At 38.4% G+C, this 14098-nt stretch carries 8 protein-coding genes; 2 read left to right on the plus strand and 6 right to left on the minus strand.

Features of this window, described 5'->3' with window-relative positions; genetic code table 11:
- The first annotated feature begins 1 nt into the window (after position 1).
- Positions 2-2491: a replication restart helicase PriA gene (priA, locus tag ACQ2HE_RS06245; protein ID WP_430897338.1), complete on the plus strand. Its 2490-nt coding sequence runs from the start codon at positions 2-4 to the stop codon at positions 2489-2491.
- On the opposite strand, the gene ACQ2HE_RS06250 is transcribed toward priA, so the two are convergent.
- The 4 genes from ACQ2HE_RS06250 to ACQ2HE_RS06265 are packed head-to-tail and all read right to left on the minus strand — an operon-like array spanning position 2488 to position 10321.
- A complete protein-coding gene (locus ACQ2HE_RS06250; RefSeq protein ID WP_430897336.1) occupies positions 2488-3150 on the minus strand; it encodes an NAD(P)H-binding protein in 663 nt (220 codons plus the stop codon). The genes priA and ACQ2HE_RS06250 overlap by 4 nt on opposite strands.
- Positions 3150-5111 carry a DUF3857 domain-containing protein gene (locus ACQ2HE_RS06255; RefSeq protein ID WP_430897334.1) on the minus strand — a complete coding sequence of 654 codons (1962 nt, stop codon included), beginning with the start codon at positions 5109-5111 and terminating at the stop codon, positions 3150-3152. Before ACQ2HE_RS06255 ends, ACQ2HE_RS06250 begins: the two co-directional genes overlap by 1 nt.
- 9 nt (positions 5112-5120) lie before the next feature.
- Positions 5121-7031 carry a DUF3857 domain-containing protein gene (locus ACQ2HE_RS06260; RefSeq protein WP_430897332.1) on the minus strand — a complete coding sequence of 637 codons (1911 nt, stop codon included), beginning with the start codon at positions 7029-7031 and terminating at the stop codon, positions 5121-5123.
- Positions 7028-10321 carry a tetratricopeptide repeat protein gene (locus tag ACQ2HE_RS06265; RefSeq protein ID WP_430897330.1) on the minus strand — a complete coding sequence of 1098 codons (3294 nt, stop codon included), beginning with the start codon at positions 10319-10321 and terminating at the stop codon, positions 7028-7030. Before ACQ2HE_RS06265 ends, ACQ2HE_RS06260 begins: the two co-directional genes overlap by 4 nt.
- Before the next feature lie 110 nt (positions 10322-10431).
- Between ACQ2HE_RS06265 and murB the strand changes: the two genes are divergently transcribed.
- A complete protein-coding gene (gene murB, locus ACQ2HE_RS06270) occupies positions 10432-11433 on the plus strand; it encodes a UDP-N-acetylmuramate dehydrogenase (protein WP_430897328.1) in 1002 nt (333 codons plus the stop codon).
- A 27-nt stretch (positions 11434-11460) separates the two neighbouring features.
- Here murB and ACQ2HE_RS06275 read toward each other — a convergent pair whose 3' ends face one another.
- Positions 11461-12969 (minus strand): magnesium chelatase, encoded by a 1509-nt coding sequence (locus tag ACQ2HE_RS06275; protein WP_430897326.1) that lies wholly within the window; start codon positions 12967-12969, stop codon positions 11461-11463.
- Between the two features lie 22 nt (positions 12970-12991).
- Positions 12992-14089 (minus strand): vWA domain-containing protein, encoded by a 1098-nt coding sequence (locus ACQ2HE_RS06280; RefSeq protein WP_430897324.1) that lies wholly within the window; start codon positions 14087-14089, stop codon positions 12992-12994.
- Positions 14090-14098 lie beyond the last annotated feature (9 nt).

Raw genomic sequence — 14098 nt, forward strand, 5'->3', positions numbered from 1 at the left:
TGTGGCAAAACAATTAGATGGACTGTTTGAATCACCTGCTTCTTCCTCTCATTATGCCGAAGTGATCATTCCTTTGGCTGTTCCTAAAAACTATACTTGGTCAATACCCGCGCATTTGTTAGATCGAGTTCAACCTGGAGTAAGAGTAGAAGTGATATTTGGAAAGAATAAAAAATATGCCGGGTTAATAAAGCAGGTGCATCAGCAAAAACCTGAATTCATCGAAACAAAAGATATCTTGAATGTTTTAGACCAAGAGCCTGTTTTATTTGATGAACAATTGAAACTTTGGGAATGGATCGGCAACTACTACATGTGCAGCGAAGGGGAGGTGATGATAGCTGCCTTGCCCTCTCATTTCAAATTAAGCTCTGAAACCGTTGTAGTTTTCAATGAAGAATTTGGTGATGATTTTACCATGCTAGAGCATGATGAATATTTAGTGGCTGAAGCCCTTCATATTAAAAAAGAACTCAAGCTTACCGAGGTTCAACAAATTCTGGATGCGAATCATGTATATCCTGTTATTAAGTCAATTATTGAAAAAGGAGTTTGCCATGTTTGGGAGGAATTGAGAGAACAGTATGTTCCCAAAAAAGAATCCTATGTGCAGTTGAATCCTGCTTACGACAACGAATCCAAACTAGAAGAATTATTGAACAGTTGGTCTAGAGCTCCAAAGCAGTTGTCGCTTCTTTTAAGCTATTTGCATCTTTCCAAAACGGAGGGGGAAGTTGTAAAGTCAGAGTTGTTGAAGAAGAGTGATTCCACTGATGCACAATTGAAGGGATTGATTGAGAAATGTATTTTACGTGTTGAAAAGCGTCAGATCGATCGAATTAAGTACTTGCCAAGAGAAGTAACCATCAATTTTGAATTAACTGACGCTCAGAGCAAAGCATTCACTGAAGTTAAAGCCTGTTTGGATAGCAAAAATGTTTGTTTACTTCATGGTGTAACAAGTAGTGGAAAAACTCAAGTATACATAAAGTTGATTGAGGAGTTTATTCGCGAGGGAAAACAGGTCTTGTATTTGTTACCCGAGATTGCACTTACTTCGCAGATCATCAGAAGACTTCAACAGCATTTTGGTGGGTATATTGGAATTTATCACAGTAAGTTCAACCCAAATGAACGCGTTGAAATCTGGAATAAGATCAAATCAGGTTCCCTTAAAATTATATTGGCGGCAAGGTCGGGTTTGTTTTTACCGTTTCAAGAATTAGGATTGATTGTTGTTGATGAAGAGCACGATGCTTCATTTAAGCAGCAAGACCCTGCGCCGCGCTACCACGCAAGAGACGCAGCCATCTATTACGCCGGTTTATTCAAAGCCAAAGTGTTGTTGGGTAGTGCTACTCCTTCTGTTGAAACCTATTACAATGCTCATTCAGGGAAATATGGGTATGTGGCTTTGGAGGAACGATTCGGTGGCATTCAGATGCCGGCAATTGGATTGATTGATACCAAACTAATCAAGAAGGCGGATCGCGAAAAAAGTATCATTAGTCCACCATTACAAGAAGCCATTACCCAAGCCTTGCTAAAAGGCGAGCAGGTAATCCTCTTCCAGAACCGCAGGGGGTATGTGCCTTATCAAATTTGTGAAGTATGTGGTTGGATTCCACATTGTAAGCACTGCGATGTAACACTTACATTTCATAAAATAACACATAAACTGCATTGTCATTACTGTGGAACAGTTTATCCACCAATAAATAGGTGCATGGCTTGTGGAAGTGATTCTTTTATACAAAAGAATTTTGGTACGGAGAAAATTGAAGAACAATTGGAAGAGATATTTCCAAAGGCGAAAATTGCCAGAATGGATATCGACAGCGTTCGGGGTAAGCAAGCGCACGATGCTTTGATTCAACAATTTGAAAATAGAAGAATAGATATTCTAGTTGGAACTCAAATGGTGGTAAAGGGGCTCGATTTTGAACATGTTAGCCTAGTAGGCATTCTAGACGCAGATAGTATCTTGAGTTTTGCCGATTTTCGAGTAAACGAGCGTGCATATCAATTGATGGAACAAGTGAGTGGAAGGGCAGGACGAAAGAATGCGCAAGGCAAAGTATTGATTCAAGTTGCAAATACACAGCATCCTGTATTACAATTTGTACAACAACATCGGTACGATCTTTTCTTTGCTAATGAAATGATAGGAAGACGTCAATTTTTGTATCCTCCTTTTTCGCGGTTTATAAAGATCATTTTCAAGCATCGGCATAAAGAAACAGTAGCCGCAGGTGCGCTTAGTTTCGCACAGCAGTTAAAAAGAGAATTTGGTGGATTTTTGGTAGGCCCTGCCGAGCCTGTTATCAACCGTATTCGGAATCAATATTTGATGGAGCTGAGTTTGAAACTTCCTAAAGAACCCGGAATTATGCAGCGATGCAAACAAGCCCTTGCTTACATGGTTGCACAAGTTCATCAAGACAAGCGCTTCAAAGCAATGATAGTGCATATTGACGTGGACGCCATTTAGCCTACCTTACTTAAATTAAGGATTTCTTTGTGCCAGTGATAATGAATGCCATTGGTTGGATATTTCCCCAATTGAAGCATACACGCGGCAACATCAGAACCTTGTATGGGTTTGTAACGATCCGGTAGCAGGAAGGAAATGAGAGGCATAATAAACTGAGCAATCCTTTCTCCGGTTCTTTTTTCAGCTCTGTTTCCCATTAAAAGGGAAGGTTGAAGAATATGAAAGCTCTTTAACTGAACGGTTTTTAACGCTTGTTCTGTTTCGCCTTTCAGTTTGCTATAAAAATTGCCTGATTGTGCATTGGCCCCAACAGCAGACACGAGTATAAATGCTGACGTGTCTTTCGCTGCACCAATTTCCGCTGTTAATAACGGGATATCATAATCCACTTTTCTATAGGCTTCCAAGTTGCCTTTCACATTTTTCATGGTTGTGCCAATGGCGCAGCAAATAGGGGTTTGGTGAGGAATGGCTGCACTTACTTGGTCTCTATTTGAAAAATCCACTACTATCTGCTTCAACTTAGGGTTTTGAATGGGCAGTTCTTTTCGAACCAAAATGGTTACGAGATGGATGGATTCATCAGCCAATGCCTTGTTCAAAAGGTGTTGACCAATGAATCCACTTGCTCCTATTATTACAATTTCTGTATTCATTATAGTTTCTCTAATACCAATACTATTTTATTGAAATCAGCTGCGGCATTGATAATGCGCTTATAGTCTTCATAAATGGAAACCGGATAGTACAGTAAGCGGTAATCTTCGGTGATTCTAATTTTCAATTTATTTCCTTCAAGTTTATAGTCACTCACAAAACCCATGGTTTGTTTACCATTGTCGAGGTACACGTGATTGATCTTCAGATCTTCAGGATTTTTCAGTTTGTAGCCTTCCGGAACCTTGAATTCAATAGTTCTGTCGAGAATGTGTCCATAGTCCAACTCCATAGGAAATTGGCGAGGCTTTTCCTGGTACATTTCAACCTGAGGACCGATGATCTCACCAATTTTTACTAGAATTTTATCTCCAGCACGTTCCATCAGTTCATTAGCACGTACTGATGCAGAAAGTACAAATGGCTTATTATCTGGATAGGACTCAAAATCTGCATTTTCAAGTTTTGAGCTTACGATGTTTTCCGATTTAGTCCCGAATTTCACCATTTCTTTTAGAATATTTCTTTGTTCCTCAGCGGAAGTAAAGGTGAATGTGGCTCGATAAATGGCAGAAGTATAGCCGGTGTAAATTTGTTTGATATCAATAAGTAAGCTGTCTTTTACCGGATCGATGGTAACACTTGCTTCAATATTATTTAATGTTGAAGTGTAGTCTTCTAATGGAATCGGTTTTACTTCACCAACTGCTGTATTGAAGCTGCCTATTGTAGTTGACTTACAGAAAAGGCCATTGGTTCCGCCCCAGTCTGGACGAATCCATGGAAAGCGGTATTCCAAAGCAGTAGGAGCCATGAATTTCTTCAGATTGGGGAAGTAGAATAGTGTATTCTCAGCGTTGCTCCAGTTCTCAAAAGATTTGTCTAGTGTAAAAGTTGAGCGATCACCTGTTAACACAAAATTGTAGCTAATGCCTAGGCGGCTGAAAATTCCAGCGTACAATCGAATAATTCCTCCATGACTTGCGATCTTATTCTTCAGGATTTTTTCTATGTTTTCAAAGTCTTGACCGTCTATATCCTCTCCCGTTCGAATGTTCTTCTTGATATATTGTTCAACCGCCACTATTTTATCTCTCTCTGAATTATACGCATCAAATTTATTCTTATCGATGAAGTCGCCGATTCGTTTAAAATCTTTGTCAGAAATCTGATTATAAATATCAAAAACACGTTTAGCGAGTTCATTCCAGGTAAACAATCGTTCACTGGTACTTCTCGATGCATTGTACGATAGCTTGTATTCTATACGTTGAAGGTTACTTCTGTAATTGCTGTATTTTTCATTCTCAGCGCCTACAATATTTTGTTGTTTGAAGCGAACAATTCTTCTTTCAGCGTCGGAAGTATCGAGTGATTGGGTAATAGTTGAGATATTGAACACTTTAGGCTCGAATATCAAGCGTTTAGGGCCAATAATTTCAACATTTGATTCTACAACCGGAATGGATTCCTGAATAATTTCTTTCATGAAGAAACTTGCCGATCGTTTGTAGGTATAATAGTATTCTACTTCACTTCCTTTTACTAAACCTTCGATGGCAAAAATCTTATACATATTGCCTTCATCGTCTTTATAATCTTTGATATCATTTCTATCAAGATTTACGATTTTCCCATCCGGTTGAATGGAGCGAGCTTTGATATCCAAAATATCATTACTATTAGCCACTCCAAGGTAGATTTTATTGTAAGATTCAATACCCTTATCGTCTAGTACTTTTACAATACGATGCAGTGTTTTAAATCCAACCAGTCCATCCTTCTCGTCGTAATACTCCATTCTTCTTAGATCATAAAGAACTACAGCCGATTCATTCTGAAATTGTTTGTCGAGCGTGTGCAGTTTCGGTTTATCCTCCCAAGTTTCTAACACTATTTTTTGTGCATTTGAAAAAAGACTGCTTAAAAGGAGTAGGGGAGTGAACAGTATCTTGTTCATAACTAAAGATTACTTTTTTGAAAGGTTTATGGTTTCTTTATAAAGAGGGAACAGTTCTTCAAGTACTTTATTCCAAGCCTGGAACTTGTCGGGTTGCAACATCATGTGATCGTTTTCAAATATTTGAGTCATGATCACTTGATTGTTTTTCTGCTCATATTGAATCGAAAACCCCCAAACATCGTTTTTGTATGTTTTGCTCTTGGGTAGGTAACTCACTTTGTATCCATCCGGGATGTCTAAAATGGTTACGTATTTCCGAGTTGATAAATGGGAGAACTCGATAGGTGTTTTCCTTTTGGGATAGTCAATTTCCTGATGTTCATAGAACTTGAATAAGTTCAGATTCAAAAAGATATCACTGCTTATTTTTTTGGCATAGTCTTGTAAGAGAAATTCGCCATTGAAATGTACTTTTTCTCTCGAGCTTAAATCGGGGTAATCGTATTTTTCGAGCTTGAATTTATTTGAACCTCTATTAAAGAGCTTTTTAAAGAAATCTTCCCGATCTTTTTCAGTTACATAATTCAAAGTACTGTGCATGTCGATAGAGTAGTAGCCGGTTAAATCCATGGATACTTTACCTTTTAGACCTTGTTCTGTAAAGCTCAAATGAGTAGTATCTGCAACGGTATTTATTGTTTTTGGAACAACAGGAACTCTCTCAATTTTATAGTTTTTTTCATCAATTCCAATAAAGGCTTGTTTTCCTTGAATGTGTTCGGAAGGGATTCCAAATATACAAGAGGGGTCTGTTCCATCCAGAAAGATGTACTTATCATTGAGTTTAATTGTACAGATCATGTGATTGTCTACGATGGGCAGAGCTACATCTGTATAGTCATAGGGAATGGCTCTTGTGCCTATCCAAGTGTAGTAAGCAGGAACTTGGGCATAGTTTAGCATAACTGTTAGAATGCTACTCATGTCCTTACAGTCGCCAAATCGGCGATTACAAACCAGAGCAGCTTCTCTTGGAATGAATCCTTCCATGCCATTTTCAAAAGCTACATATTTGATGTGTTCCTGTACCCATCTGTAGATAACTCTCGCTTTTTGTTCTTGATTGCTTATACCTTTGGTAAGCGAATCTACAATGGATTTGATTTCAGGGGTGACTGTTTTATTGATCTCCTTAACATGAGAATAATTCAGTCTATTTAAATCATCAGTAGTTCCTAGGTAGGGCAGTTTTTCCCCTGATTCTCCCTCGTAACTTTCGATATAGAAAATAACATGTGTTGCATAATATGCATTGTCGGGTGCATCACCGTAGCTTTTTTCAGCTTCCAGATTTTGAACTTTGAAGGAATAGGTGGTTTCTCCTCTTCTCGTTTCCTCAGTGAATTGAACTTTCTCTTTGTCCAAACCCTTGATGATGTACTTTATCGAAATTGATTTAGGAAAAGAGATTTTCAGTTCTGAATAAACCACTGGGATTCGTCGTGTAAAATAAAAAGGTGAAAGCAGTTTGGGGTCTTTGTGAACTGTTTCCATTTCTAAAGTACCAACAGCACCAAGGCCAAGACCCGGGAAGTCAAAGTTGGTTTCTTTTACATCGTCATAGAAAACACTGCTAGAACGATTGTCGCTTGTTTTAAAATTAGTCACTTTTATTTTCTTACCATCTGCCGTTTTGGTATAGGCATTGAAAGAGGTAATTTGGTGAAAACTGCTTTGAGCAAAACCATACCTACTTAAATATGCAGGGGCATTTGCCGTTAAGTAGATTAATTGTTGGACATCGTTGCTTTCAACCGCAGGCTGTCCATTTTTCAACGAGATATGGTAATGCTGGGAACTGTTTAAAACAGCCATTTCCTCTCCGGGAAATTTGGCCAGTATTTCTTCTGCTTTTTGTGAATAGCCCTTGTTGAATGTTAGTATGAGTGTTGCTAGTGCAAAAATTTTCTTCATCATTTTGTAACTGATATTAGTTCTCCATAATAATAAGTTCTTACTTCTTTCACTTTTCCATTATCGTCGTAAAAAGTATTCTTGCCATGTAGATTATCGTTATAATAAAATCCTTCTTCAATTTTAACCCCTTTGCTGTTGAAAAGAGCATAAGGGCCATTGTAGTTATCAAGTACTGATGTGTATTGAGACTTTAGTTGACCGTTAGGATGGTATTCTTTTACCAGGCCTTCACTCAAGCTGTACACTTCATTGCTTTCGAAAGAAACCTGCCCATTTGGATAATAGGTCTTATTGGCTCCAATCAGTTTGCCGTCCTTATACTCAAACGAGGCTGAAATCTTGCCATTTGGATAGTAGGTTGTGATTTTTGCAGATCCAAAAGGAATTGGAATTTCGGGAAGTAGTTTATTGTTCTTATCCAAGTAGCTGTACGAAACCGGAATTGAGTTTTCGTATTTTATTTGGTAGATCAATACGCCTGTACTGTCAAATTTCTTTGTCCATCCCGTTTTTTCATCATCCTTAAAGCTTAACGATTGCTCGATCTTACCATTGTCATGGTAGTAAATTCGTTCTCCATTCAGTTCGCCGTTCTCATATTTTTCTGTGAAATTGATTTTGCCATTAGGCTTATAGTAAGTCCATGTTCCGATTTTGTCTCCCATTTTGTACTTTCCATCAACCGATTTTTTATTGCCGAAGGAATAGCGAACATATGTACTATCTAGTAGGCCATTCTTATAGATAAGCTTCAATTCCGGGCTACCATCGAAATAGTAGAAGTTATAGTTTCCGTTGAAGTTTCCTTTATCATAAGTTGCTTCAATTGCAAGTTTACCATTGAAATGCAAGGCTTGGTACTTTCCGTCTAATGTTTTAAAGTCGTTTACAATGAGCACCTTGCCCGTAGTATCGTATTGAATTTCTTTGCGGATCCAGCCGTACTCATTTAGTTTTTCGGACTTTACTTTGCCGTTAGGCCAGTACTCTGTTTTCCAACCATGTAAATCGCCTTCGTAGAAGTGCGTGTTCGATTCAAGGTTGCCCATTTCATCGTATTTCAACCATTCCCCTTCTTGTTCGCCTGCAATATTCCATCCGGTTTCGGAAAGTTTACCATTAATATAGTATCGATTATTCGCACCTTCTTGTTTACTCTCATGGTAATTGATTTCAGCACTAACGGTGCCATTGGGATGGTAGCCTATCGTAGTGCCTTCCAGGTATCCTTTTATATAAGTGCTTTTTTCCATTATTGCGCCCGACTTAAAATAGAAGGTTTCCGGACCATCGGCATCTCCTTTGTCGTTATAGGTTTGTTCAACTTTTTTTGCCCCATCTGGATGAAATACAGGTAAAGTATATTTTCTTCCTCTCAAGTCTACACTGCTAATTTGCTTTCCGGCTTTGTCGAATTGTGTGGCCTTTCTTAATTTATTTTTTTCGTATTCATAAACGGCGTATTGCTTTCCATCGATATCATAAAAGATACTTTGACCTTCAGTTTTGCCGGCTTTATACAATTGTTTTGAACTAAGAGTTCCATCGTCGTAGTATTCAAGATATTCACCATCAAGTTCTCCGGCAACATAGTTCTCCACTGTTTTCAAAGCACCGTTTTTGTGGTAACGTTTCCATTTTCCATCTTGTTTGCCATCTTTATAAGCACCTTCAAAGGCTAACTTCTTGTTATTATGATAACCTTTGATATATCCTTGTAAATCACCATTTACGTATTGGGCTTTGTATTCTAGTTCCCCGTTTTGATGGTAACTTACATATTCACCATTGAGGCTGTCCATTTTGTAGTTTTCAATGTACTCAACCATTTTATTCTTGTAGTAAATGGTTTTGGTTCCGTCTAGCTTTCCATTTTTATAATTAGCGATCGTTCTTGGAGCGCCTGAAAGAAAGTATGTATATTCTGTACCTTCTTTTTCATCATTGTTGAAGTTCATTTTTGATGACACATTGCCATTTTCAAAATAAACGATCGCCGGCCCTGAAACTTTTCCATTGGAATAGTTTTCTACCGCTCGTTTCGCACCGGTGAAATAGAAATATGTCCACTCACCTTCACGTTCACCATTATCGTTGTATTTGCCTCTGCTTCTAATATTTCCTGGACTGTAATAGAATTCCCAGGCGCCTTTGTATTTTTCTCCGTTTTCGGTATAGTAACCTTTACCAGTTAGTTTACCCTCTTCGAATGTATAGTAGAAAGAAGGATTCTCTCGGTCTTTTACCTTTAAGGCACGAGTGGTTTTTATGCTGGTTAGATATGCAACGATATCGTTTACCATGGCTTCCGACTCTTTTTTATTTTTCTTGTTATAAGATTGAATTACTTCAATGTTAATGTTCGAAAAAATATGGTAGATGAATGGTTCAAATTTCTTACTATCGAACAATTGTCTAAAAAGAGGGATATAGTAGTGCATCCAAAAATCGTCATCGTCTGGATTGTACTCTGCTTTTTCCATGAGTACTTGAATTTGACGCGATATGGGGTCGTCTAATTTGATTAAGGGTTTGTAATTTTTGTCTAGGGCTATCTTGGAAAGCAATATCTGCTCCAATAACTGAAAGTTGTCAGTTGGGCCTTCTGTTCTTTTTGCAATTAGTTCTGCCACTTCATCATTGCTTTTTGCCACCATATTCAAACCATTGATCGCATTCTGTTGAAACCTGCCGGAGGGATTCATCATGAGATAAGCAATATTGCTGATAAAGGATTGAACTATTTTCCCTTGCTTTAACGCACAATATCCAAGCAGGTAATGCGAGCTGGTGCTATAAGGATCCATTAAAATGTTTTCTTTTAGAATGGATTCGGCTTCTTTAATTCGATCAAGTTTGATCAGGGTGGTCGCTTTGTTCAGTCTTAATTGTGAATAGGCAGGATATTTCGCAATTGCTGAATCATAAATTCTAAGTGCTCTTTGTGAATCGCCCAGATCGTCAATCAAACTTCCGTAGTTATTGTAGAAATCAGGTTCTCTTTCTCTTTCGGTTTCGAGTGAGAGTCCTAGTTCATACATTTTTTTGGCTTCTGTAAAATTCGAATCAGCGTTATAACTGAGCCCCAATTCATAAATAGCCCAAACATAGTTGGTGTCACTCTTTGACACTTGCTTATACAAGGCAATTGCTTCCTTATACTTTCCGTCATTGTGAAGTTCGATACCTTTTTGAATAAGGTCTAAAGAAGCAGGATGTTCTTTTTTGGGTTCTTGCGCGAAAAGCGACAAAGTACAAAGCCCCAAAAGGATAGTTAGGTTAATTTTCAAGTTCATAAAAATTGATCAATGTGAATGAGTTAAATTAGTGATTATTTTATTAATTTCTAGCGATTTAGCCATTATTTTGAGCTATTATTGTTCAGTAAAAACACCTAATTATGATGATTCAGGAAGGAGTTTCGTTGCTTCCTTACAATACTTTTAAGATTGAGACTTCCGCCCGGTATTTTTCCATACTCAGTTCTGTTTCAGATTTGAGCATTCTTCATACTAGGGTTCCTTTACTTGTTTTAGGTGGGGGAAGTAATATGTTGTTTACAAAAGATTTTGATGGTTGGGTAATCAAAAATGAGTTGAAGGGTATTGAAGTGATACTAGAAAATGCTGATTATGTGTTAGTTAGGGTAGGCGCAGGGGTTGTTTGGCATGAGTGGGTATTACATTCGATTGAAAATGGATGGGGAGGGTTGGAAAATTTGTCTCTTATTCCCGGGTCGGTAGGAGCAGCACCAATTCAGAATATTGGCGCTTATGGGGTAGAGTTAGTTCAAACTTTTCATGCTCTTGAAGCCTATCATATTGCTTCTAAAGAAGTACATCATTTTTCTAAAGACGATTGTAAATTCGGATATAGAGAGAGTGTTTTCAAGGGTGCCTTGAGGGGGCAATACATTATTATGAATGTTCAATTCAAGCTTTCTAAAAAACCTGACATTAACATTGGTTATGGAGCGATACAGCAAGAGTTAGATAAGATGGGTGTGGTAGAACCCAAAATTAAAGATGTTTCTGACGCCGTAATTCGAATACGTCAAAGTAAACTTCCCGATCCTAACCAAATTGGCAATGCGGGAAGCTTTTTCAAAAACCCGTCTGTATCTACTGAGTTCGCCAACAAGTTGAAGGTAGCTTATCCTGGTTTGGTAAGCTATTCAAATATAGACGGATCAGTTAAGTTAGCCGCCGGATGGCTTATTGAGCAATGCGGATGGAAAGGCGTTAGGAGAGGCGATGCCGGCTGTCATGAGAAGCAAGCGCTGGTTCTTGTTAATTTCGGAAAGGCCCGCGGTGCCGAAATTTTAGCATTGAGTAATGAGATCATTCAATCTGTTCAAGATAAATTTGGAGTTCATCTAGAACGTGAAGTGAATATTATTTAAAAAGGAGCCTTTAAGGCTCCTTTTACTTTATTCTTCGTCATCTTCGATCGATGGACCTAAATTGATCATGCTTCCCATTAAATCTTTGAACTCTATTTTACCATCAATGGCCTTCTTGCTAATAACTGAATAAGAAGCCAATCCGTGTAATACAAATTCCATTAATAAAGCCGCTTCAAAATCATTGGCATGTTTATAGTATTTTTTTACCAAAGCGTGCAATCCGTCAACTTTATAAAGCTCTTGCAGTTTGAATGCATCAGTAAAGTCAACACTTAATTCCAACAAGTTGCCTCTGTCAAACCATGCTTGGATGGCTTTGTAAGGGTTCTCCGGCGCAGGTTGTTGACTATTTTGACGACGTTTCTTATACCCATCAGGGCTCGGGAAATAAGTGGTAAACTGAGTGCGAATGGCTTTGTCTAACAAATTCATCGCCACTTGAAATGGACCTTCTTGCTCACCTTCGTAAACCAACTCTATTTTACCGGTGATCGCTGGAATAATTCCTTGCAGATCACTGATCCATATCTGCGTTTTTTCTTCTTTATTGATAATACCACGACGCTCGGCGGAACTCCATGCATTCTCATAAGCTGAAATACTCAATCGCGCTGAAACACCGCTTTTTTTATCTACATATTCATTGTTTCTTGCTTCGAATGCGATCTGTTCAATAAGGCGTTTGATCAAATCACTTACTGAAACCTTTTTAGCCTGCGTTTCATGAATGGCCGCTTCCTGTTCGGTTATTGTTAAAGCAGTTTCGATTGATTTTGGGTAATGGGTTAAAATCTGACTTTGAATTCGGTCTTTCAAAGGAGTAACGATGGACCCTCTATTGGTATAATCTTCCGGATTTGCAGTAAATACAAATAAGATATCGAGCGGCATTCTTAACTTAAATCCACGGATTTGAATATCTCCTTCTTCTAAAATATTAAAGAGCGAGACTTGAATTCTTGCTTGCAAATCAGGGATTTCGTTTATTACAAAAATGCATCGATTGCTTCTTGGAATGATTCCGTAATGCAAAACTCCTTCATCAGAAAAGCTAAGTTTCAAGTTTGCGGCTTTAATTGGATCAATGTCGCCAATTAAATCGGCCACGCTTACGTCAGGAGTTGCCAATTTTTCGCCATAACGCTGCGAACGGTGCAACCACTCAATGGGGGTGTCTTCTCCTTTATGGAGGATCACTTCTCTTGCATATTTAGAAATTGGTTCAAAAGGATCGTCGTTTATTTCAGACCCTGCTACCACCGGAATGTATTCGTCTAAAAGGTGCGTCATCATTCGAGCCATCCTGGTTTTTGCTTGACCCCTGAGCCCTAAGAACAACATATTATGCCTTGATAGAATAGCTCTTTCAACATCCGGAATTACAGTATCTTCATAACCAACAATACCTGGAAAAGTGGTTTCTCCGGCTTGTAGTTTTTTTATTAGGTTTCTGCGGATCTCTTCTTTAATAGAAACAGGTTGGTATCCACTCGCTTTCAAAGCACCTAAGGTGCTAATACTTGGTTTCGACATTCTTTAATTTTATAGGTACTGTTTAGTATAATGTTTTTTTCTTTCCGCTTTCGAAGTCTTTGAAAATGAAAGAGCCCAGTTTGTCGAGGCTTGCAAAAAACGCCTTTCCATTGTTAGTTTCAGTAAACTCCTGAACAAATCTTTGCAAATAGGGATCCGTAGCAATCATGAAGGTAGTAATAGGTATTTTCAATTTTTTACACTGGGCCGCTAAATTCAAACAACGATTGGTGATTTTTCGATCCAAGCCAAATGCGTTTTTATAATAGCGTTTTCCTTCTTTTAAGCAAGTAGGCTTTCCATCGGTAATCATGAAAATTTGTTTGTTGGGATTCCTTCTTCTTCTGAGCAGATCCATGGCCAATTCAAGTCCCGCCACGGTATTGGTGTGAAAAGGGCCTACTTCTAAATAGGGGAGATCCTTGATTGCAACGGGCCAGGCATCATTTCCAAACACTACTATGTCTAAAGTATCTTTTGGATATTTTGTAGTGATCATTTCGCTCAATGCCATTGCTACTTTCTTTGCCGGCGTTATACGGTCTTCTCCGTATAGGATCATTGAGTGTGAAATGTCGATCATCAAAACCGTAGAGGTTTGCGTTTTAAAATCCGTTTCGCGGATCGCCAGATCTTCCTCATTCATTCTAAAAGAGTCGATTCCGTGGTTAATTTGAGCATTCATAATGGAACTGGTAAAGTCAATCTGCTCCAACATGTCACCAAAACGGAATGGCCTGGTTTCAGGGTTAATTTCATCACCTTGTCCGGGCTTAAAAGTTCTATGATCACCCGATTTCGTTTTGCGAAGTTTGCCAAAAATCTCTTCTAGCGATTTCTTTCGAATGCCTTGTTCTGTTTTTGGAGTTATTTTAAAGCTACCGTTGTGGTCGTCTTCTTTTAGGTAGCCATTTTGCTTTAAATCTTCAATAAAATCCCCCATTCCATACTCGCTATTCGTAAGCTCATATTGTTTGTCGAGTTGGTTCATCCACTGCAAAGCTTCAGATGCATCTCCGTTGGTATAGGAGAGTAACTCCATGAACAAATCCAATAACTGCTCGAATTTTGACTTTTCGGAGCTATTGGGGTCATAACCGGTAAACAAAAATCCTCTCATGTCCTGTAA

The sequence above is a fragment of the Endoryza foliicola genome (genome assembly GCF_050589245.1).
In the GTDB taxonomy this organism is placed as follows: Bacteria; Bacteroidota; Bacteroidia; order Chitinophagales; family Chitinophagaceae; genus Endoryza; species Endoryza foliicola.

Bases quoted from the DNA above. Each gene is read 5' to 3' on its own strand.
- ACQ2HE_RS06250 (WP_430897336.1), bottom strand. From the start codon at position 3,150: ATGAATACAGAAATTGTAATAATAGGAGCAAGTGGATTCATTGGTCAA.
- ACQ2HE_RS06255 (WP_430897334.1), bottom strand. From the start codon at position 5,111: ATGAACAAGATACTGTTCACTCCCCTACTCCTTTTAAGCAGTCTTTTT.
- ACQ2HE_RS06260 (WP_430897332.1), bottom strand. From the start codon at position 7,031: ATGATGAAGAAAATTTTTGCACTAGCAACACTCATACTAACATTCAAC.
- murB (WP_430897328.1), top strand. From the start codon at position 10,432: ATGATGATTCAGGAAGGAGTTTCGTTGCTTCCTTACAATACTTTTAAG.
- ACQ2HE_RS06275 (WP_430897326.1), bottom strand. From the start codon at position 12,969: ATGTCGAAACCAAGTATTAGCACCTTAGGTGCTTTGAAAGCGAGTGGA.
- ACQ2HE_RS06280 (WP_430897324.1), bottom strand. From the start codon at position 14,089: ATGAGAGGATTTTTGTTTACCGGTTATGACCCCAATAGCTCCGAAAAG.